Source organism: Paenibacillus sp. VTT E-133280, from assembly GCF_002264385.1.
Lineage (GTDB): Bacteria > Bacillota > Bacilli > Paenibacillales > Paenibacillaceae > Paenibacillus_AQ > Paenibacillus_AQ nitricinens.
In genome coordinates this window covers 41,625-66,185 of sequence record NZ_NFUX01000030.1, presented here as the reverse complement: position 1 = coordinate 66,185, position 24,561 = coordinate 41,625, and the positions used below count along the sequence as shown (strand labels likewise).

Sequence of the window (24,561 nt, the reverse complement as noted above, 5' to 3'; positions counted from 1 at the left end):
TGTTCCCCCTTGAAGATAAATATGTATTTAATGATGTTATTACAGTTGATCATAATCTTAAATTGTCATTGGAGTGTTAAATGAAAAGATAATATGGGGGAGTTTTTTAGCGAATTATTTAATGAAAATTAAAAATTCTAATTATTTTTTAATTAAAATTTACAAAACGAAATAAAACGAAAACAACTCGTTTACAAAGGAGGTTTATGATGAAAGTCTAACTGATTAGTAACACGAGGAGGAATTTTGTTCATGAGTTTGAAGTTTGAGAAAGTGAAAAAACGGACAAGTTTAGCATTAGCTGTATTGCTGTTCTTGTCTATGATTCCGCAAGGCTTGCTATTGCCTAAGGCTGCAGGAGCTGCTTCTGCGCATGTAGTAATCAGCCAAGTATTTGGTGGGGGAGGGAATAATGGAGCTCCATATTCCTATGATTTTATAGAGCTCTATAACCCGACTGACTATGATGTAGATTTGAATGATTATGCTGTTCAGTATGCTGCAAAGGCGGGAGTATTTACGGCTGCTACCTCAGGAACCGTAAGTATGACACCACTCACAGGTAAAATGATTAAATCACATGGATTCTTACTGATACAGGGTGCCAAGGGAGCTAATGCTCCGGCAGATCTTCCTGTTCCAGCAGATGTGATTGGAAATATAAATTTATCAGGAACTGATGGTAAGGTTGCACTCACAAGCATACAGGCTGCCATTTCTGGCGTTTCAGATTCTAGTGTGGTTGACTTTCTGGGCTTCGGTGGTGCCAACGAGTCAGAAGGAACGAAATTATCTGCCCTAAGCAATTCAACCAGTGCACAACGGAAATCAGAGGATGGAAGTAATACTGGACCAGGTAAAGGTGCTGGACTAGATACTGATAACAACAGTACGGATTTCGTTGTGGGCCCCGTTCTAGCTCCAAGAAACTCTGCTACACCAGCTATTGTGATTACCAAAAGCTCACAACCGCTTGGACAGAACATTCAATTCACTAATGAAGGTACAGTAGGTACGGTCACAGGAAATATTGCGTCTGTTACAGCAGATACATATGTATCCTTGTATCTAAATGATCCAAGTACAGGTTCAGTTGTGGTTACGAATGCTGTTTATGCAGATGCGTCAGGGGCATTTAACAATTTAACCTTTGATAATATTGGCGGCAGTACACAAGTTTACCTAACGGCTAAAGATCTGGATAAAAGTGCAAGTAGTCCTGTAGTTATTCGTTTGGCTGTGCCTAGTGCAGCTCTTAATCCGGACAAGCTTAACTATTATCTTGATTCCCAAGGCGGAGGTAGAATTGTAGGAGCTGCAGGTGCTGCTGTTCCTAATTCAACAATCTACAGCTACAATAGCTCCACAACTGGAAGCCGTAACTCCAATACAACAGATGGAAAAGACTATGTTGTTGCTGGAGCAGATGGATCGTTCACCTTTACTTTCACAGGTGGTACGGATGATGTTTATGTAGCACAGTTGACCGTCAACTCTAATGGTAGAAATTTGGAGGGTCCTCGAACTGTAGTTACTAAAGAAGACACATCGGTTATTACACCGATCAGTACGATACACACGAATGATAGCAACGGTAAATCGGATAAAATTAATCAAGTGTTTACGATTCAAGGTGTAGTCATTGGTAATAATGAATTGACTGCAAGCAATACATTCTATATGCAAGATGCTACAGGAGGAATCGCGGTCTTTGGAACCCTTCCAACGGGTGTTACAGTAACACAAGGTGATTTAGTTACAGTCACAGGTGCGATTCAATTTTATAATGGCTTAACAGAAATAACCCCTACGAAAGTTGTAAAGAATGGAAAAGCCGCGCTTCCTATTCCTACAGAATCTACTTTGTTAGATTTAATCAACTACACAAAGGCAGAACCACTGGAAGGAACATTAGTTCAATTCACAGGTAAAATCACTAACATTCCAGCGATGGCTGGTAATGGGTATAACATTACCGTTGCTGAGACAGTAACGAACAAAACGATTACGGTTCGTGTTACTACAGCTAGTGGAATTGATGTTCCGACCAAACTGGAGAAGGATTTAACCTACACATTTACCGGGATATTCAGTCAGTATGTGTCAGGTACTACTTTTAAGAGTGGGTATCAGGTATTTCCTAGATCCACCGATGATGTGAAAGAAGTTAAAGAGCTTGCACTTACACATCAAGCGATTACACAGGCTTATACGAATGCAGATATTCAATTTGCCGCTAAAGCTAAAAATGCTGATTCTGTAATTATTCACTACAGAACCATGGGTGGGGTATATGCATCATTACCTATGAATACTACTGATGGCAGCAGCTACACAGCACATTTGAATTCTAGCTTTGTTGCTTCAGGTAATAGTTTTGAGTATTACGTAGAAGCTAAGATGGGTGAAGTCACTAAGCAGTCGGGTACACCGGATGCACCCTTTAAGGTTTCTGTAGTTGAGGATACATTTGCACCTGAGTTTTTCGAAGAGACTCCAATGTCAGGTACGAAGATCGAAGATAGACAGCCAGCCATTTCTGTGAAATATGATGAGCCAAGCGGTTTGGATGCATCCTCTTTAGTCGTCAAGCTGGATGGAAAGACTGTTCCAGCTAGCATTAACGGAGATACCATTAATATTACTAATAGTTCCGAACTTGCGATTAGTGATCATACGGTTATCGTGAATGTTAGTGATAACAAGCATAATGCCGGAACGTATAAATGGACTTTTACCATTACACCTATTTTTACAGGCGGTAATCACTACCGTGGAACGACTCATAACCACACCAATATTTCACATGATGCTGCGGGTACCCCAGAAGATGCTTTGAAGGCAGCCGAAGCACATAACTATGATTTCTTCGCTTTTTCAGACCATTCGCATGATATTGATGCAGCGATGGTAGGCTCGGATACCGTAGATCATAAAGGTCAACCGGAACGTACGGGGGGAGAAGACTGGAAATTAACGAAGGATCTAGCGAAGCAATACACTAAAAATGATAGCTTTGTTGTATTCCCAGCGTTTGAAATGACTTCAACTACTTGGGGTCACTCCAATGTGTTTGGAACCGACAATTTTATTGATCGTAAACAAAACTCAGGTCAATACCAAGATTTGAGTAAGTATTATGCATGGGTATTGACGTATGACGATATCGTGGCCCAGTTCAATCATCCCGATATGTCAGCGAACGCTTTTAATAATTTCGCACCTTATGACAAAAATGTTGATAAATTGTTCACCATGTTTGAGGTGGGTAATGGATCAGGTCATTATGGTTATGCGAATGCAGAAAGTAAATACTTCAAAGCGCTGGATTTGGGATGGCATGTAGCCCCAACTTATGGTGAAGATAATCATGATGGTACATGGGGACAGACCAATGCGAGAACAGTCATCGTATCCGATGATTTGTCGCAGGAATCTTTGCTGCAATCGATGCGCAATATGCGCGTGTACATGAGTGAAGATCCAAACTTTACATTAGATGTTCTTGCGAATGGCAGTTACATGGGAGCAACCGTAAAGGGCAATACCCTTAACTTCTCCATCGCAGGAAAAGATGATGTTGCAGAAGATAAGAGTAAACCTGAATATAGCTATCTTAGCAGTTCCTATAAGTCTGATGATCGAGTGGCTAAGGTAGAGTTGATCACTAATGGCAATAAGATTATTAAAACAGTATCACCAATGACCAAAGACTTCACTTGGAGTCCTTCTGTTGAAGTAACGGGCGGTCAGCAATGGTTCGTGGTTAAGGTAACACAAATGGATGGTGAGCAAACATATTCCGCACCAATTTGGTCACAAGATGTAACTACAGATATTAAGATTAGCGGTATTAATATTGTAGGCAACAGCTTGGTTTCCGGTAGTCCGACTACCTTGGAAGCGGGATTAACTAACCTTGGATCACAGGATCTAAGTAATCTTAAAGTTCACTTCTATTATGATGTTGTGGACTCGGCTCATTTGATTAATGAAGTTGTAGTTCCTTCCGTATTATCAAAAGGTACGGCAACGGCGCAAGTGTTATGGTCCAATCCAGTTCAAGGCAATCATAAATTAATTGCAGTTGTAGATGCGCCGCCTGGCGATTCACCCGATGATAATCAGTTCGAATTGGAAGTGACTATCAAGGCTTCCTTGGGAATTAAAGTATTGATCGATGCCTCGCATAAAAATGAGAATACATCGACCGATGGAAGTACGTATAAAGACAATCTGAAAAGTTTCACCACACAGCTTCGGCAGGAAGGATACACTGTCGTAGAGAACACCGGAGCTATCACAGATGCAACATTGACCGATGTAAGTGTACTAATGTTTACACATCCTTCGGCCGCTGTGACTGATGCTGAAAGCACGGCGATAAAAGATTTTGTAGCGCGCGGAGGTTCATTGTTCTTAACAGAGAAGAGTAATAATGGTAGCTCAAAGCCTACGATTAGTAATGAGCTATTACAGAAGATAGGATCTACGATCCAGGTGAGTAATGACGGTATTTTTGACACAAGTCCTGAGGGTAACTTCTGGTCTCAACCTATAGGAACGAACACGTATACGGTTAGATTACATCCAGGATTAGTGAAAAACTATATTACAGACCGGGCATTGACCGTTGAGTATTACAGTGGGGCCAGCTTGGAAAAAGTCGGACATCAAGCACTAACAGATACGGATAAAGTTACCGTCCTTGTTTCAGGAAATGAAACGACGTTTCAAGATAAGATCGCTGCCGGCGGATACGTTTATGATATCGTCGATGACGGTGTTGGTGGCTCTGCAATTCCTGCAATAGCTTCAGAAGAAGTAGAAAAGGGACGTATTATTGTCTCCGGTATGAACTTTGTGAATGATAAGCAGCTGGATGAATCTTATAATTCTAAGGGCAACAATGAGCTTGGATTGAATTCTATCAATTGGCTGGCTCACAGAGAAACGAAGATCGACACGATCGCTAGTCTTAAAACACAACCAGAAGGAACAGCTGGAGTAGTTGAGGGAACAGTCGTTACGGGCTCGGACATCTTCTTCGATGCTTTCTATGTTCAGGATGCTTCTGGCGGGATTATGGCCTTTAAAGAAGTTCCTGAGAAAAGTTTGGTTGAAGGGGATACCGTACGAATTTACGGAAAAACGAAGCTATTCGAGAACAACTATGAACTTGAATTTGATTCGTTCGCGATGGACGTAATTAAAACAGGACATACGGATCCGATACAATCACTTACATTAACTACAGCTCAGGCTAGTTTGGATAGTAACCAAGGGCTGTTAGTAAAAGTGACGGGGAAGGTTCGTTCACAATTCGATGAGAACTCCTATGTTATTGATGATGGCTCGGGTCCAATTCTGGTCTTTGCCGATGGGTATATCGTAAAACAGAGTGGTCCTGTTCCGGTATTGGCTATCGGCGATACATTGGTAGCTGTGGGAGTTACCGGCAAGAATACGGAAGGAACTCGCATCCGTGTGCGGAATACGAAGGAACTGGCTAAAGGTACCGATGAACCAATACCTACGGCAACAGTATCGCCAGCGCCAACGGAAACACCAGTTGTGACGCCAGCGCCGACAGCAACGCCAACGCCGACAGCAACGCCGACGCCAACGCCGACGCCAACGCCGACAGCAACGCCGACGCCGACGCCAACGCCGACGCCGACAGCAACGCCGACGCCGACACCGACACCGACGGTAGAACCAACAGGAACACCAGTAGTGACACCGTCTCCAGATCCGACGTCACCAGTATCGGTATGGACACCATCACCAACGCCAACTGCAAAACCAACAGCAACATCAGTACCTACAGATCATGCGGCACAGTTGGATAACGTTAAGATTGCAACGATAACTGAAGTGGGTAAGGATGGTGTGACATACGATAAAGTATCTGTCGATGCCAATGCACTTACCAAAGCACTTCAAGCGCATATGCAAGCGGTTCTAGGAATGGAGCTTTCCACGAATCCTATTAAAATCGAACTGCCATTACAGGCGTTTGCACCAACGGATGGTTCTAGATTGAACTCCAGTCTGAAGATTGAGAGCAGTCAGTTCTTCTATAATCTTCCTTCAAGTGTGATTCCTACGGCAGAGCTATTAAGAAGTCTGGGTGTGGATATTAAAGATATCAACATCACTATAATGATTTCTAAAGTGGATGAGCAACAAACCGGACTTATTAATCAAGCAGCCAACCAAAAGAGTGGCAGCTTGCTAAGTCCAGCATTTAAGTTTGAAATCACTGCTGAAGGCAATGGAAAGACGGTTAAGATTAATAATTTTGGTACGACTTATGTGTCCAGAGGGATAGCGCTGGATACAGCACTTGATCCACGAATTAGTACCGGAGTCCGTTTTGACGAAGCAAGTGGAGAGCTTGTATTCGTGCCTACTTTCTTTACAGTGATAGGCAACAAAACTTTGGCAGACATGAAACGAAATGGAAACAGCATCTACACAGTCATTCACTCTGATGTTACGTTTAATGATATTAAAGGACATTGGGCGCAGAGCGATATCGAGCTTCTTGCTTCTAAATTAATTGTTAAGGGTGAAACTTCTACACATTTTGCACCTGAACAGCAAATTACAAGAGCGGAGTTCGCAGCTTTACTAGTACGGTCACTTGGGCTGGATGCTCAAGGGACAACGGTGAAGTTCAAGGATGTGAAGGCGAGTGATTGGTTCTATGGCGCTGTAGCCGCGGCAACAGATGCGAAGATTGTAAATGGCCTTGAAGATAACAGCTTCCACCCATTAGCACCGATTAGCCGGGAAGAAATGGCAGTGATGACGCTTCGTGCACTGACCTATGCAGGTTATACTTCATCTGTTGCGACGAATCAGAACACTCTATTAGCTTCTTACAAGGATAATAGTGCCATTGGAAGCTGGGCTAAGGAATCGGTCTCCGAATTATTAGCTAGTCAGGTTATGAATGGGATGACAGAGACGACCTTCGCTCCTAAAGCGTTGGCTACTCGTGCGCAAGCGGTTAAGATTCTCAAGCAATCACTACAATTGATTAAATTTATGAACTAATGGAACAAGAAAGAGCTGCCTGAGATTATTCAGGCAGCTCTTTCTTGTTCCATTACCGCTTAGAAAGCTGGTAATAATTATAGCTTTCATTTTCAATCGTAATTTCATTAATTAAGTCAAAGTCACATTTTTGTATGACTCTAATTGAGGGTGTATTATGTACCAGAGCAATAGCGTTTAATACATCGGTAGATGTGTGCTCAAATAAAAACTTAATCAGTCCCTTGGCAGCTTGTGTAGTATACCCTTTGCCGCGATGATCCTTGGATATGGCATACATAATCTCTCTGTTCGGAGCGGGTAATTCATCCTTCATACCTGTACAACACCAACCGATAAACTCATTCGTCTCTTTTAAAATAATGCCTAAGCGAAGACGAAGCTCCCCGATATTTCCATCCGCTGAGACTGCTTGCAGAAACTGTTGGTTTTCTTTTATTTCATAGTTTATTAACCAATCTAGCCGTTGCTCTTTAGGGACATTCCAGTCGGGCAGAAATTCTATGATTTCAGGCTGCGTGGTAAGTGCATGAAACTCATCTAAATCCTCCAAGCTAAACTCTCGTAACAGGATATCTTTACATTCAATGGTAAATAAATCGCGTTTTGTTGATTCATAACCTACATGGGTATTCATATTTCATCTCTCCTTCATGCATTCTAATTCATTTTATCATGAATAAAAGGGTCTATTTGGTAAATTTTAATTATAAAAAAGTTTTCTTTTATTTCATAAAAATATTAATTAGTTAATATATTAATTGATTATAAAGTGTGTTATTATGTTTCGTATAAAGGTTAAATGATTCACGGTTGGAACGGTTTTGTCGTAGTAATCAGTAGATTGGTTAGGATTTTATGATTTCTAATACAAAAGATGACAGGTGATCTTCTATGAACAATGACAACAGTAACAAATCTATTAATAGTAATTTGATAGCGTATTATAAGTTTGATAACCCCGATCATGTAGGTCAAGATTACTCAGGGAATGGGAACGATGGAACCGCTTCAGGGACTAAGCTGCCCTCCATTCAGACGGTAGCGGGTAGAAGTGCTGTTTCACTAGCGGGTGGAGAACATGGCACATCCTATATTTCTTTGCCGGATGATCTTCTTAAAGAGGTCAGCGACGAAACTGGCCTTACTGTATCGACTTGGATGCATGTAAGTAGTGGTGGGAGCTTATGGGAAAGACTTTTTGATTTCGGCAAAGGCGAGACGGGTCCTTATATTTTTTTAACACGAAATTTCCGGGGAACTTGTTTTGCAGGGGAAGATTTAGTCGCAGATCCTGGAAAATCCTTTACTGCTGGTGAATGGGTACATGTCGCTTTTGCGGTCACTGGAACAAAAGGTGGAACACTAAGCAGTGCAGGACCTGTGGTGTATATAAATGGTGAGGTCGTTGCGGACGGAATGATCAGTCAGACTTCCAGCGGTACATATGCTAAGCTGCGCACATGGTTTGCTACATTTGAGGACCAAGGAAATTATAGTAACAATACGATCGGAAGGTCTCAGTACACTGCAGATGTGGATTTCGGAGGCTCTCTAGCGGACTTCCGTGTATATAAAGCGGGTTTAACGCAGGACGAAGTGATTGAGATTATGTGTGAATCGTTGACTGATGAAGATATCGTTAAGCTTGCAAAAGATAAATATTTAACCTTCACTAGCTCCATCATCACCAAAGATATCGAATTGCCCTCTACGCTCATGGGCGGAAAAGTTAACGTGTCTTGGGTGTCCAGCGATTCAGCAATCCTTTCTAATGAGGGCATTCTGAATAAAACAGTCCAATCTGCGCAAGGTGTAACGCTTACCGCGCTTTTGAAAAAAGGTGACAGTGTAGTAGAAAAGAGCTTCAATGTGTCTGTGCTCCCAGAAGGGTTGCCACCTTACACTTTAACGATCGATGGGAACCTTGAGATTTTGGATGTTAGCGATGTTCTATATGGCCTTTTCTATGAGGATATTAATAATGCAGCAGACGGTGGGATTTATGCAGAGCTAGTGCAGAATCGTTCCTTTGAGTCATTTGCTTTTGACAGCTATTCACATGTATGTGGGGTACATGGGACTTCAACGGGAAGAAATTATACACCTTTGCATGCATGGTCTGGTGACACGGATAAAATGACGGTTCATCATACAGGCGGATTAAATGATTTCTTCGGAATCGAAGATAAAGATATGAATGCTCATTATGTGACAGTGGCAGATGGCGCGACGATTAAGAATAGAGGCTTTGCGGATTCCAATCAGCACTGCTCCATGTTTATTCAGAAGGATGCTAAGTATAACTTCACCATTTGGGCGAAGGCAGAGGCAGCGGGAACAATCACCCTGCAATTGCTCGACAAAGACGGTAAAGCCATTAGCGATACGGCGGTGGTTGAGGTGAACGATGACGGTAACTGGAAGAAATATGGCGTGGCTTCTAAGCTTGTATTAACAGGATCTGAAACTGTACTCGGTCAGCTGGCGTTAACCTTTAACGGTGAGATTTCCATTGATATGGTCTCCTTAATGCCGGAAGAGGTTTGGGGCGCTGGGGAAGAAGAACGTTCTGCTACAGCTCATGCGAACTATAAAGGGAATCCGAACTATAGACTTAGAAAAGACTTAGTGAATGCACTCGTTGATCTTCATCCGACGTTCTTGCGTTTCCCTGGAGGCTGTATTTCTGAAGGGTCTCATATTTGGGAGAATGTGTACGATTGGAAAGAATCCGTCAACGACATTGAGCTTCGCAAAGAGAACTATAATGTATGGGGCTACATGATGACGATGGGGCTTGGCTATATGGAGTATTTCCAATTGGCCGAGGATTTGAATGCAACACCACTTCCTGTTATGGCCTGCGGGGTACTCTGTCAAGCACGTTCGGATTATGCGAATCCTGCTGGTGGTGCATTAAGAGACTATTATGTGAAGAACTTTACGGATCTGATTGATTTTGCGATAAGCATGGATTTTGACAATAACGAGTGGGCCGCTTTGCGTAAAAAGATGGGCCATGAAGCAGCGTTTGACCTGCGTTACTTGGGTGTGGGGAATGAAAACTGGGGAACAGAGTTTTTTGCTAACTTCGAATATTTTAAAATAACAATTGATGAATATATGGTGAAGAACTACCCTGATCATGAACTGACCATTCTTTCTACGGTTGGCGCACAAGCAGATGATGATGCCTATCAACAAGGCTGGAAATTCCTAAGCGGAAATCTACAGGGCTCGGAACAGATCAGCTTCACGGATGGAACATCAAGTATTGAAGAGACGGTTACCTGGTATGAGAAACAAAAGAACTACATGGATACCATTGCGGACGAGCATTACTACCGTTCCAACGAGTATTTGTTAGAGAATGCGGATCGCTACAATTATTATTACAGAGCTTATAAAGAAGACGGCAGTTTGGACGAGGCTGAAACTTCGAAGGTTTTTGTGGGTGAATATGCTTCGACAGATAAAAATACATTGGCAGGAGCGATTGCTGAGGCGGCGATCATGTCCAGCTTCGAGAATAACGCTGATGTGATTAGACTAGCTGCAACGGCACCTTTGTTCAATAAGGTATTAACAGATGGCACCTACAGATGGACACCAGATTGCATTTGGTTTGATGATGAAACTGTATGGTACACGCCGAACTACTATGTTCAACAGCTGTACGCTAAATATCTCGGCACCAAAGTGGTTGGCACATCGTTCTCGACCTATCGCAACGGGGAAAAGGTAGACCTCATTCCTCACGGAGGAATTGAAGTGGCTGCCGGAAAAGCATCAGTGGTTGTGAAGCGGTTGGAGGTTACTTCGAATACGGATGGAAGCGTTATGTTTGAACAAGATTTTACACAACCGCTGCATGAAGCTTGGAAAGTTATTCCTGGCTCTGCCGGATATACGATTGATCCTTCCAAAGGTCTAGTCTTGAAGGCACAGAACAGCGGGCTGAATGGATTGTATATCCTCAATGACACGTGGACTAATTATAAAGTAGAGGTTGTTCTTGAAAGAGCTTCCGGCGAAGATGGCTTCTATGTAGGTGCAGGTCTGACAGACATTTCACCAGAAAATAAAGATGTTATCGAATATGCGATTGGTTATAATGGCGATGCCACAGGAGTCAAGGTGTACAAGCAAGGGATTGAGGCTTATACGCTCGGCGATTATTCCTCTAGTACAGCAGCAGGTAACCTGAGAGCTAGTTGCTATGAAGAGCTGGCGGATCATACGGTATATACCATCACTGTTAATTATGGTGGAGCAGATGGCAAGCATTTGATTTGCTCTTACACAGATGGCAAGACAACAAGTAAAGTGCTTGATTATAAGCTCGAAGCGTATAACAGAGAAGTATACAATTCCGTTACTAAAGATGATAAGCATCTCTATATGAAGCTTGTGAATGCGGATCGTGTAGAGAAAGCAACGAAGCTTGAATTGAAAGGCTTAAACGTAGCTACTACCGGTAAATGGATTACTTTAACGGGCGATGCTTCGCTGATTCACACCCCTAATGTGAACAGAAAAAATGATGAGAAGGTTACTCCGGTTGAAACAGAAATCATGTTTAATAAAGACACTGCAATTGTAAATCTAGCTGCCCATTCTGTGAACGTGATTGTTCTGGACCTTATTTAATAGAATAGATAGCATTCAGCGCGCGCCGATATCACCTCGGCGCGTGTTGTTGTTTAGGAAGGCTTGTAATCGGTTGATGTTTATATAGGGAGAACTGTCCACTTCTTGATGAATCTCTGAATCTAACTTACACTGGTGAAAGCACAATCACCCGAATGACTCTTCATCCTGCGAACCTCCCAGTTAATTTTCACCTCATAGCTGCTTTCATTTCACGAGAATATAGTTCATATCTTGCCCCTATAGGAGGATGATACAATGATGAAATCATTCAAAATGGACTGGAAGGCAAATCTAAAAAATCCACAAACGATTATGGCTTTGTTTACTTATCGTTTTGGAAATTGGGTGTATTATCGGGTGAAAAGTGGCCTGATCCGCAAACCTTTGTGGCTCCTATACCGAATAATGGATGTGCTGTTTGTTCGAATTGTTGCCAGTGGAGAGCTTCATGCAGAAGCGCAAATTGGTGATGCGCTTCATTTACCGCATGGGTTAAATGGCATTATCATTAGTCCTAAAGCGGTGATTGGCAACAACGCTACTATTTTTCACCAAGTGACCATTGGGGGGAGAAATAACTTAGGGGAACCTGTGATTGGTGATAGAGCATTTATCGGAGTAGGTTCTAAGATACTTGGCCCGATTACGCTGGGGAATGATGTTAATATCGGAGCGATGTCAGTTGTGGTTAAGGATGTGCCGGATAATGCTTCGGCCGTAGGGATTCCTGCCAGAAATATTTTGCGAGATGAACCTAAACCTGAGCATACAAGATAACGGCGGGATGTTCTAGTACATAGGGTATCGCTTTATTTTAATAAGTTCCAGGGTATAATTAAAGCATCCAAGAAATCTTGTAATAACCTTCTAGAGATCGGAGTAATGAAATGAAATATAGCAATTTAGAAGAGTGTGTGAATGATTTAGAGAAACATGGACATTTGGTTCGTATTCGTGAAGAAGTGGATCCCTATCTGGAGATGGCCGCAATTCACTTGAAGGTTTATGAAGCCGGTGGGCCTGCATTATTATTTGAAAATGTAAAAGGCTCGAAGTTTCGTGCGGTGTCTAACCTTTTTGGAACGATTGAGCGCAGTAAGTTTATCTTTCGGCGTACCTGGAACTCCACACATAACGTAATTGCACTTCGTAACGATCCTATGAAAGCACTCAAAAATCCTTTTAAATATGTAGGGACAGGACTATCCGCGAGAAAAGCATTGCCTATCAAAAAGCCAGGGGGTCTGCCAAGTGGTTTTCAGGAAATCAGTATTTCTGATCTTCCGCTGATCACACATTGGCCAGAGGATGGTGGCGCTTTTGTCACATTGCCGCAAGTGTATTCCGAAGATCCAGACAAGCCAGGCATTATGAATTCCAATCTGGGCATGTACCGCGTTCAGTTGAATGGCAATGATTATGAACTCAATAAAGAGGTTGGTATTCATTATCAGATTCATCGCGGTATCGGCGTTCACCAAGAAAGAGCCAATCGAAAGGGAGAACCCCTTAAAGTGAGCTGCTTCATCGGCGGACCTCCAGCGCATACGTTATCGGCTGTAATGCCTTTGCCAGAGGGAATGAGTGAGATGATCGTTGCAGGTTTACTTTCGGGACGTCATTTTAGCTATAGCTATGTAGATGGATATTGCATTAGTAATGATGCAGATTTTGTGATCACAGGGGAAATTCATCCTGGTGAGACGAAGCCGGAAGGGCCTTTTGGTGATCATTTAGGATATTACAGCTTAGTTCATCCTTTTCCAGTTATGAAAGTACATAAAGTGTACGCTAAAAAGAATGCCATCTTTCCATTTACGGTTGTCGGCAGACCACCACAAGAGGATACCGCTTTTGGTGAGTTAATTCACGAGTTGACGGGCGGAGCTATTCGACAAGAAATCCCGGGTGTCAAAGAAGTTCACGCCGTTGATGCTGCGGGAGTTCATCCCCTTTTATTTGCGATTGGCAGTGAACGTTATACGCCTTATCAGCAAGTGAAGCAGCCAGCAGAGATTCTTACCATTGCAAATCGGATTTTGGGTACAGGCCAGCTTAGTTTAGCTAAGTTTTTATTTATTACAGCCGAAGAACAACAGCCTATTAGTACACATGATGTTAAAGATTTCTTGACGTATATTCTGGAGCGAATTAATCTTCGCAGAGATATTCATTTCTATACGAATACAACGATTGATACCCTTGATTATTCCGGCACAGGATTAAACAGCGGGAGTAAGGTGATTTTCGCTGCAGTTGGGGAGAAGAAAAGAGAGCTAAGTACAGAGGTTCCTGGCATTTTTCAAGAACTACAAGGATTTGAACATGCGCGTATGGTGATGCCGGGTCTCGTGGCACTTCAAGGCTCTAAATTCACTACTTACCCTGAAGCAGCACAGGAAATGAACAAGCTTAGCAAAGCGATTCAAGAACAGGGAGCACTCCCATCTTGTCCGATGATTATTGTGTGTGATGATAGTGAGTTCTTAAGTGAAAGAATTGAGAATTTCCTGTGGGCGACATTCACACGCAGCAATCCTTCTCATGATATTTATGGTGTGAATAGTTCTACGGAATATAAGCATTGGTCCTGTGATAACGTGATTATTGATGCGCGTGTAAAACCTCATCAAGCGCCACCATTAATTCCGGATCCAGTCGTTCAAAAGCATATCGAACGATTATTTGCTCCGGGTGGCAGCTTAAACGGTAAGATCTAACCATAACTCAAAGACCTTCTTGGGAAACCAAGGGGTCTTTTTGCTGTTTTTTGAAATGATTTTACTCATATGAAATTAAAAATGTATAGGTGTATTCTGGGTTTTATGTCCCAGCTTGTCACGAAATCGTAGGATTTTATAACTAGAGGCGAGTGAATTGAACGGTTTAGTGTACGATAAACTCTGTTTTTTAAATGTTCATAGTGAAACTTAGGTGGTAGTATCGTGTTGGATATGAGTGCATCTGGAAATGATTATCCAGAAAAGTGTCTGAGCAAGGAGGAGGGGATACGCGCACGAAGAGAACTTATATTTGAAGAACGAATGACAATGAAGCTTATTGTAAGCGTTTACTACGGCAGGGCCAGATGCGTACTAAGTTCTTTCAATCCTAAGAAAGCGGGTGAAGCACGGAAGATGAAGAGAAATAAAATGGGGAATAAAATACTTATTGTGTTATTGTCGTGGGTCTTCATTTGTTCATCTCTATTTCCCTCTACAACCTTTGGAGTGCAACCAGCCAGTGCGGATTCAGGTCCAATAACTTTGCGATATGATTTTGGAACGGCAACAAGTCCTGTAATGAGTAGTTATACAGCTGTGCATGAATCTAAGCTGTATACGAAGGAGCTAGGATATGGTCTAGATCAGGCGGTTGCCTCAAGAAATCGCTCGGGCGGAGATGAACTGACTAATGATTTTGTATTGGGATTGTCTTACGCCTTTCTAGTGGATCTTCCTAATGGGGATTACGATGTGACTGTATTCTCAGGAGATTTATTGGCAGGCACAAGTACAACTAAAACTACGATTACCTTAGAAGGTGTTACGGCTGGTTCAATAAGCAGCAAGCAGGCTGTAAATCAAGCCACCTACCGCACGGCTGTCCATGACGGTCAACTGACCGTTGGCATTACGGGTACAGGGGTTGGCGGGTATTTAAATGGACTTATGATTCAGCAAATCGTGCCGGGTCCGCTGCAGGCTCCTGAGAGCTTAGCGGTTACGAATCTCTCGCCCGCTGCGGTCTCCCTCGGGTGGAGCAGCGTGACAGAAGCAGTCTATTACAATATATATCGGACAGAGCTTCCTAGCGGGGCTATTCAATCGATTGGTCAAGTTCCTGCGACCAACTATGTGGATTCAGACGTAAATCAAGGCAGTGGCTACATCTATAATGTGTCTGCTGTTAAAGGCAGCGGTGAGGAGTCTGCTTTGAGTGCATCTGTGACAGTAGATAAAATTCCGGAGGCAGAGGTTCCGGCAGCACCAACGGGCCTTTCGATTGTCAGCGTAGGTGCGAGTTCTGTTCAGCTAAGTTGGAACAACGTGGCGGGAGCTACCCGTTATACAATCTTAAGATCTGATTCAGCAGATGGATCCTTCCAGGAGATTGGGCAGTCGGAAAAGACGACATTTACGGATGTAGCAGTAGATACCTCTAAGCGTCAATATTTTGGGGTAAAAGCTGCTAATGGCCAAGGACAATCCCAGTTATCTAACAAAGTGGAAAGTATGGTATACACGCCACCTGTAACATTGCCAGAAGGAAATGTATATTCCTTTGATTTTGGCCCAGGTGCTGCGGCGGAAGGTTATCTTAAGGTCGATGCGGGAGTATCTTATTCCTCTGCGGTTAAATATGGATTTACGGATATATCAAAGGTAACTGCTGTAGACCGGGGAACCTCTGATCCTTTACGATCGGATTTGGTGGTCCCTAAGGATACTGCCTTTAATGTAGATTTACCGAATGGTGACTATACTGTGTCACTTATCGCTGGAGATAGCGCCGGAGATACGGACATTGGCATCAAAGTAGAATCCATTCAAAAAGTTCAACAGACGAGCAAAACATCAGGTCAGTATTTGGAAATGAGCTTTGACATCGCTTTGGTGGATGGACAAATGAACTTGGCGTTCTCTGGCACTAAGCCTAATATCAATGCACTGGTGATTACTAAGCAGCCAGACCGTCCTGCTAATGAATTGCCTACAGTTTATATTGCGGGTGATTCAACTGTGCAGACTTATGATCCTTACTGGATACCACAGGCTGGCTGGGGACAAATGATTCCTGATTTCTTTAGTGAGGAAGTAACGTTTAAGAATCACGCTATAGGAGGCCGCAGCTCTAAGTCATTTATTGTAGAGGGGCGGCTGGATGAAGTACTGCGAAAGATACAGCCAGGTGATTATTTCCTTATCCAATTTGGTCACAATGACGCAACGATCAGCGTTCCTGATCGGTATGCCTCTCCAGCAGATTATAAAAATTATTTAAAAACGTATGTCGAGGGAGCCAGACAAAGAGGAGCGACTCCGATTCTGGTGACCCCGATGGGACGTAGAGATTATAATGCTGCCACGGAACAATTTAATGTGAGTTTCCCTGAATATGTGCAGGCGATGAAAGAGGTAGCGAATGAGCTGCATGTGGAATTGGTTGATCTTAGCGCGCTAAGTGTCGCTTATTACAACGCGATCGGTTTTGCAGCTACACGATCGGTGTTCCTTCACCTCGATGCAGGGATATATGGTGCTTTCCCGAATGGGTCGACAGACGATACTCACTTTCAAGAGTACGGAGCGATTCAAATGGCTCGTCTGCTGGCCAAAGGAATAGAGCAATTAAACATTCCGCTCTCCAGTTTTGTAGAGGACATTAAGCAGCCAGAAACAGTGCCTGCCAAGCCAAAAGGTCTTGTAGCGGGAAGTATCAGTAATGCAGGTGCAGTACTGAAATGGGATAATGTAGAGGGCGCTGATATTTATAAAATCTATCGTAAGCTGGCGTCAGAAGCTGAAACTGCTTACGTATTGGCGGGAACTGCCACTATTCCAGCTTTAACATTAAGCGGAATGGCGGAAGGTAACAGCTACTCCGTTCGAGTGACTGCAGTAAACGGATTAGGTGAGTCTGAGCCTTCAGATGAAGTTAAGCTGACTACGAAGTCCGCACAATATCGTTATGATTTTGGACCTGTTGGCTCACCCGTTGCCGCCGGTTATACGGAAGTGAACCGTAATGTACTTTATACAGCAGAACGTGGTTATGGCTTGTCCTCAAGTGAAGGTATGAGTGATCGAGATCGCGGTAGTGCGACTGATGCACTTCGTAGAGATTTCGTGATCTATTTTGGAGGCTCGTATGAATTTAAAGTGGATTTACCGAATGGTTATTATTCCGTTAAGACTTATACCGGAGATTGGATTGGTTCTACCAAGACGAACGTAGCGATTGAAGGCAAAGATTATGGAACAGTCTCCTCAGGTAAGGAAAATATTGCTGAGAAGCTGTATAACCAGATCGCTGTCAAAGACGGTCAGATGAATCTTGTTTTTAGCGGCACAACGGCTCATCTCAATGGACTTGAAATCACACCTCTATTATTAGCCCCAACGAATCTGAAACTAGGTAGTCTGGACTTAAACAATGAGCCTATCGCAGCTAATCTATCTTGGGATGGTATGGATAGTGCGCTGAGATACCGAGTTTATCGTCAAGCAACGGTTGCGAACAGTGCAGAGCTGCTGGGCGAGACAACAGAGCCGCTTTACACAGATACCACTGCGGATATCGGTATGGAATACATCTATACGGTAACTTCGGTAGATAGCACGGGACTGGAATCCGTAACATCTAATGCCTTAAAGGTATCTATGATTGATCCATCTGTAGCAAAAGCAACCGTACCTAGTGGTCTAGCAGTACAATCTACGAACAAAAATGATGTGACCTTTACATGGAATGAGGTATCGGATGCAAGGATGTTCAACATTTATCGTGCGAAATCCGCGGATGGTGAGTTCATTCTAATCGGCAAATCATTCGAAGCTTCATACACAGACACCACCATTCTAAGTACAATTCCTTACTATTACAAAGTTGCCTCGGTAAATGCAGGCGGTATCTCTGATCTTTCCGCTACGCTGGAAACCTCAGCGGTGACAACACTATATCGGAAGATGGAGGCGCTGGATCGTGCGCCTGTAGCGGTTAAGACAGATGAGGGCATTTATATCAGCTGGCGGATGTTAGGTCTGGACCCGGAATCGATCGGTTTCAATCTGTATCGCGGGGAAGAGAAGCTAAATGATTCGTTGATTACGCAAAGCACGAACTATCTCGATCCTTCCGGCACAGCTGATGCCAAATATAGAATCACATCGGTATACAATGGAATCGAAAAATCTGTTTCAGAAGAATTCAGCGTATGGCAGAAGCAGTACCTATCAGTTCCCTTGCAAAAACCAGCAGATGATTACACCAAAGACGGTCAGCCTTATACGTATAGTGCAGGGGATGCAAGCCTAGGGGATGTGGATGGTGATGGGGTCTACGAAATCATCATGTTATGGTCGCCTTCGAACAGCAAAGATAACTCCCAGGCAGGTTATACAGGACTAGTCTATATGGATGCTTATAAGCTAGATGGCACACGTTTATGGCGGATTAATTTAGGGCCTAATATTCGTGCTGGTGCGCATTATTCACCGTTCATGGTTTACGATTTGGACAGTGATGGGCGTGCTGAGATTATGATGAAGACAGCAGATGGTACGGTTGATGGTCAAGGTACTTTGATCGGTGATGCTAGTGCAGACTATCGCAACAGCTCGGGTTATGTGCTCCTCGGCAATGAGTATTTAACAGTGTTCGAAGGGGCAACAGGCCGGGCAATGGATACGGTTAGTTATGATCCGCCGCGTGGTGATGTGGGCGCTTGGGGCGATGCCTATGGTAATCGGGTGGACCGCTTTTTGGCAGCTGTAGCTTACTTAGATGGTGAACAGCCAAGCGTGATTTTCAGTCGTGGTTATTACACTAGAACTGTACTTGCAGCGTATAACTATCGCGGAGGTAAGCTAGAGAAGGTATGGCGATTTGATAGTAATGAAGAAGGGTATGGCGATTACGCAGGGCAAGGGAACCATAATCTTTCAGTAGGAGATGTAGATGGTGACGGTAAGGACGAAATAACCTTCGGCGCGATGGCCATTGATGATGATGGATTGCCGCTGTACAATACAAAGCTTGGTCATGGGGATGCGATCCATTTCGGAGATCTTGATCCAACCAGACCAGGGCTGGAGGTCTTTGATGTACATGAGCATACCGATTCCAAGTATGGTATTGAAATGCGTGATGCAGCTACAGGGGAAACCTTATGGGGTGTGTTCACAGGAATTGATACTGGACGCGGAATGTCAGCAGATATTGACCCGCGTTATGCTGGGGAAGAGGTATGGGCTGCAACGATCACCAATGAAGTGCAGATCCCTGTTACGGGCGTATACAGTGCTCAGGGAGAGCTAATTACGAATAAGCTGCCTTCCTCTACGAATTTCGGCATTTGGTGGGATGGTGATCTTTTACGGGAATTGCTGGATTCTAATCGAGTGGATAAGTGGGATTACACCAACCAGACAACAGCTAATTTGTTGACGGCTACTGGAGCTTCTTCTAATAATGGCACTAAGGCGAACCCAAGCTTACAGGCGGATCTGTTCGGGGATTGGCGTGAAGAAGTGATCTGGCGCGCAACGGACAGTTCTGAATTACGAATCTATACAACAACGGATATGACAGATTATCGTATTCGAACTTTGATGCATGATCCGATCTACCGACTGGGAGTGGCTTGGCAGAACGTGGGTTATAATCAACCTCCGCATCCTGGATTCTTTCTTGGCGAAGGCATGGAACAACCTGCGGCGCCAAAAATTCAATATGTTGGTTCACCGGGGGAAACAGAAGATACTACACCACCTGCAATTACGGGTTTACCTTCTACTCAAATGAGTGAATCGGAGGTTTTGAAAATACAGGTCGTAGCAGAAGATCCTGAATCGGGTGTTCGTAGTTTGGATATCACCTTTGATGGAAAAGAAGTTGCCTATGGTGATGAGATTGCCCTAACAGGACTTACGGGATCACATATGTTCATCGCAACAGCTGTGAATAATGCTGGACTCTCGACGACAGAACAAGTAATTATAGTCGTAAATGGGTCGCAAAAGGCTACAGGAATTCCGGGGCAGCCGGTCCTATCCAATAACAATGGGCAGGATACAGGACTCTTGGATGGTGATTACAAAATCACAATGAACATGTGGTGGGGCAATAATGGTACGGTCTACAAGCTATATGAGAACGGTACTTTAATAGACACGCAAACCTTACGCGATGACTCCCCAACCGCACAGACCGCAGTGACTAGTGTTACTGGAAAAGAAAACGGTACCTACACCTACACGGCTGAGCTAACTAATTCATTTGGAACAACGGTATCTACTTCTCATATGGTTATTGTGAAGGATGCTGCACCAGGTAAGCCAGTGTTATCTAATGACAACTGGGATGGTGATGGAGAGTATAAAGTGACCATGAATCTATGGTGGGGGATGAACGGCAAAGTGTATCGCTTGTATGAGAATGGAGTGCTTATCGATACACAAACTTTAACAGCAAATACTCCGAATGCCCAAATGGCTTCTACTTCAATCACGAATCGATCTCCAGGTGTTTATGAATACCGTGTAGAACTGATGAATAATCAAGGCGTAAGTGAAAGTACAATTATGAAAGTCACGGTAAAATAACTAAGCAATAGTTAAAAATGCGCCTACGTCGGTAATATCCGGCTAGGCGCTTTTTCGAGATTATCTAAGAATTAAAGGATTCTGCAAGACTATTTTCACTATCATCGTCATATGAATCTAAACAACGAATGATAGGGAGGATTGTAATCATGGAATTGATGGAGATTATCTCTAAGATTGTGGTAGTCATACATGTTATAGCGGCCATTGTGGGAATTGGACCAGCTTTTGTGCTGCCAATACTGACAAGCTCTGCCAAGACAGGCAGCCAGCTTCGTTTTGTATTTGGCATGATGAAGACAATAAACAGATTCCCTAAAACGGGTGGGATTACCCTGATCGTTACAGGCATTTTGTTAATGATCATTGATAAAATGGGCTTGTCGGTGTTGTGGATCAATCTTTCGTTATTATTTTTTATCGTGATAGAAGTCATTATTATTGGATTTGTTGAGCCTCGATTGAAAAAGCTGACCCAGCTCGTGATGGCGAGTGAAGGCGACGAAATCCCTGTAGGCTACAACGCCGCAATGAACAAGATCGCTCCGTTAGAAGCAGCTGTACATGTGCTCACTATCGTCATTATTATATTAATGGTAGTAAAGCCGGTATAAGATCGAAGCGCCTATTCTCAATGATCTCTTCATAATCGCGAATGAGTCCATCAAAAATGCTCTCCCAAGAGCGGCCGAGCGCCAGCTGTCGCCCCTCATAACCCATAGCAGCCAGCTTTTGGGGTTGCTCTATACAGGCACAAATCTCACGAATAAAAGCAACAGGGGAACGAGGTGGGGCGATGATTCCGGTGCGGCCGGGTGTAACCAGATCCTTCACCCCGCCTTCATTTACGGCGAGGACAGGCAGTCCAGAGGCCATGGCTTCAAGGACAACATTACCGAAGGTTTCCGTACTGGAAGGGAAGACGAATAGATCAGCTGAGGCATACAATTGGGCAAGCTCTTCACCGTGTTTGTAGCCCGTAAACGTGACATTTTGCGGCGCCTGTGCCCGCATTTCTGATAATAAGGGACCGTCTCCAACAACTAACCAATGCACCTGAGCTTGCATAGACTCGGGGAATTGCTGCATGGCGAGAGCAAGGGTGTTGATATCTTTTTCAGGAGCAATCCTTCCCACATACAGAAGTAATATCGGCGCGGTAATTCCGTAACGATCACGGACCTGATGGCTGCGTTTTTTCGGAGTGTAGAGATTGCAGTCGATGCCTCTAGACCAAAGCTTCAAACGTTGAAAACCTTGAGCTTGGAGGGAATCAAGTGTCTCGTTGGAGGGCGCGAAGGTAGCATCGCAGGACCGATGAAACCACTTCATGTACTTCCAATAAAGAGGAACAATTTTTTTCATCCGATAATATTCAAGATAGCGGTCAAAATGGGTATGGTAGGAGGCGACATGAGGCAGGCCAAGCTTTCTCGCATAGCGAAGGCCGCATAGACCGATATTGAACGGAGTAGCCAAATGCAGCAGATCGGGTCGAAAAGCTTTTAGCTCTGACTGGATGGAGGACATATTCGGCAGCGCGAGTCTACATTCTGGGTATAAGAAAAAGGGGATACTGGTAATGGGACGTATGGGATCGGCATAACTGTCTTCAGGAGCAGATTTCGGCGAAAATAGCAGATGCTCGATACCCCGCCGGTTCAAATGAGTGGTTAAGCGCTGAAGCGTAAGTGAGACACCATTCGTTTGCGGAAGAAATGTGTCTGTAAATAAAGCAAGACGCATAGAACCCCTCCCAGGTACTCTTGATGTCTTGATCATAACAGCCTATTATTTCATGGAGGTCAAACGGATGTTAAACAGAATATAAAAATCCACTGTACAAGGTAATGAGGTGTACCGTGGATTTTTTTTGTATGAGATCTTATATTTACACGTCTTCATATATCCGCTGTAAAAAAGCGATGCTTTCTCTTAGATGCGATTCAGGAGTGCTCTCTAAAATGCCCTGAATATGCGGACGCTCGTACTTCATATAACGAAGAATCGGCTCAAACTCAAGCCAGCCCTGACCTACAGGAACAATTTTGATGGCTCCATCTTGCACGATAAAATCTTTTAAATGAATGATGGCTATTCGATTTCCTAAGAGCTTCAAAGCCTCCATAATAATAGCTTCCTGATGTAAGTAATTTGTAGGTGACATTAGATTTGCGCAATCCAATATGACCTGAAGATTATTAGAAGGAATCTCATCCAGCAGTCGGCGAGTTAAGGAAGCGGAATAAAGCGGATGATGAAGTCCTGCTTCAATACCTACCGTCACACCAAAACGTTCGGCCTCTGCAACCATTACCTTTACCGAAGTAACGACCTCCTGAAAAGCCTCTTCTGTAAAATTAGCTGTGGTATAGCCCCGGCCTACACTTCCGGTCTCTGTTCCTACCAGGCTAGCGCCGAAATCTCTGGCCAAGCGAAGATGCGTATTGAATTCGGCTAACGCTTGTGCCCGTTTGAATGGATCAGTGTCTATAATATTAACGTAACAGCCAAGCACCGCCATCTGAATACCAGCCTGTCTAAAGGCATTTCCGTAATAACTAGCTGTTCCAGGGCTTATAGCAGTCAGACTCGGAGTACTGTCAGGAAAAGACTTTTTAAGTGCAAACTGAATATGAGCGAAATTATAAAACTGAATCTTTTCAATTAAATCCTTCAATGGAACTTGTGTGAAATCATGTGCTCGAACACCCAGATGCAGGGGAATGCCCATGTGATGTGATCACTCCTTTTATTAGTTGTTGTAAGTCTGTTAATGGTAAGGCAGGAGATTGTTCAATAGCCTGAACCACAAGTCTGGCGATGTGCTGAGCACCTTGATCAGAGAAATGAGTATCATCCATAACTCCATTTGGGTAATTCGGATGTGCTTTTTCAGGCAAATGCATGAATAATTTCTTGGATTCTTCTTCGCCTAATGAATGATAGAGCACTTGCGAAGCTGCGAAAATATCAAGCAGCGGTGTATGCGTTTCTTCAGCTACCTGCTTCATAGCCTCGGGATAAGCGCCTACAGCAAGCGGGTCAAGCTCTCCATCGGAGTTGAAGCGGCGGCGACTTACAGAGGTTAGTAGAACCGGAGTCCCACCTAATTGCCGAGCAGCTTCAATATATTGAATTAGGTTGCGGCGATATTCAGTGTCGGGATCAGTGTAACGCAAAGGATCTTCTTTTTTCTCATCGTTGTGTCCAAATTGAATGAAGAGGTAGTCACCGGCTTTGAAGTCTTTAAGGATGGCATCCAGGCGACCATCAGTTATAAAAGATTTGGTACTGCGGCCATTGATGGCGCGATTATCGATTCGAACAGAAGTCCCAAAATAGCCTTGCAGGTATTCTCCCCAGCCAGTCATAGGTTTCTCTCCAGCACCTTTGATAGCCGCAGTGGAATCCCCTGCGATAAATAATGTGGGTGTCATAAGTATACTCCGTGCCTCCTTAAAAGGTTATATGCACACGTTAACATATTTTGAGAAAAAAAGAGAGACTCTTT

10 protein-coding genes are annotated in these 24,561 nt (G+C 43.6%); 6 read left to right on the top strand and 4 right to left on the bottom strand.

All coding sequences use genetic code 11. From position 1 onward, the window contains the following. Window positions 1-252 precede the first annotated feature (252 nt). Window positions 253-7,065 (top strand): S-layer homology domain-containing protein, encoded by a 6,813-nt coding sequence (locus CA600_RS14810; protein WP_094870959.1) that lies wholly within the window; start codon window positions 253-255, stop codon window positions 7,063-7,065. A 52-nt stretch (window positions 7,066-7,117) separates the two neighbouring features. On the opposite strand, the gene CA600_RS14805 is transcribed toward CA600_RS14810, so the two are convergent. Beyond that, on the bottom strand, window positions 7,118-7,702 hold the full coding sequence (locus tag CA600_RS14805; protein ID WP_094870957.1) for a GNAT family N-acetyltransferase: 585 nt from the start codon (window positions 7,700-7,702) through the stop codon (window positions 7,118-7,120). A gap of 257 nt (window positions 7,703-7,959) precedes the next feature. On the opposite strand from CA600_RS14805, the gene CA600_RS14800 reads away from it, so the two are divergent. The 5 genes from CA600_RS14800 to CA600_RS14780 all read left to right on the top strand — a co-directional run bounded on the left by CA600_RS14800 (window position 7,960) and on the right by CA600_RS14780 (window position 21,661). After that, complete coding sequence (locus CA600_RS14800) at window positions 7,960-11,718, top strand: alpha-L-arabinofuranosidase C-terminal domain-containing protein (RefSeq protein WP_094870955.1); 3,759 nt, start codon at window positions 7,960-7,962, stop codon at window positions 11,716-11,718. 258 nt (window positions 11,719-11,976) lie between these two features. Next, the gene (locus CA600_RS14795) at window positions 11,977-12,498 is read left to right on the top strand and encodes a serine O-acetyltransferase (RefSeq protein ID WP_094870953.1); all 522 of its coding nucleotides are present in this window, start codon (window positions 11,977-11,979) and stop codon (window positions 12,496-12,498) included. Window positions 12,499-12,608: 110 nt separating this feature from the next. Beyond that, complete coding sequence (locus tag CA600_RS14790) at window positions 12,609-14,441, top strand: UbiD family decarboxylase (RefSeq protein ID WP_094870951.1); 1,833 nt, start codon at window positions 12,609-12,611, stop codon at window positions 14,439-14,441. A 234-nt stretch (window positions 14,442-14,675) separates the two neighbouring features. Next, window positions 14,676-21,047: a rhamnogalacturonan lyase family protein gene (locus CA600_RS32105; RefSeq protein ID WP_306440397.1), complete on the top strand. Its 6,372-nt coding sequence runs from the start codon at window positions 14,676-14,678 to the stop codon at window positions 21,045-21,047. A 149-nt stretch (window positions 21,048-21,196) separates the two neighbouring features. Continuing rightward, window positions 21,197-21,661: a DUF2269 family protein gene (locus CA600_RS14780; RefSeq protein WP_179281628.1), complete on the top strand. Its 465-nt coding sequence runs from the start codon at window positions 21,197-21,199 to the stop codon at window positions 21,659-21,661. Here CA600_RS14780 and CA600_RS14775 read toward each other — a convergent pair. The 3 genes from CA600_RS14775 to CA600_RS14765 form a co-directional block, all read right to left on the bottom strand. Beyond that, complete coding sequence (locus CA600_RS14775) at window positions 21,633-22,793, bottom strand: glycosyltransferase family 4 protein (RefSeq protein ID WP_094870947.1); 1,161 nt, start codon at window positions 22,791-22,793, stop codon at window positions 21,633-21,635. The genes CA600_RS14780 and CA600_RS14775 overlap by 29 nt on opposite strands. Before the next feature lie 145 nt (window positions 22,794-22,938). Next, window positions 22,939-23,781 (bottom strand): sugar phosphate isomerase/epimerase family protein, encoded by an 843-nt coding sequence (locus CA600_RS14770; RefSeq protein ID WP_094870945.1) that lies wholly within the window; start codon window positions 23,779-23,781, stop codon window positions 22,939-22,941. Beyond that, a complete protein-coding gene (locus CA600_RS14765) occupies window positions 23,744-24,487 on the bottom strand; it encodes a rhamnogalacturonan acetylesterase (RefSeq protein ID WP_094870943.1) in 744 nt (247 codons plus the stop codon). The genes CA600_RS14770 and CA600_RS14765 overlap by 38 nt, the downstream gene beginning before the upstream one ends. Window positions 24,488-24,561 lie beyond the last annotated feature (74 nt).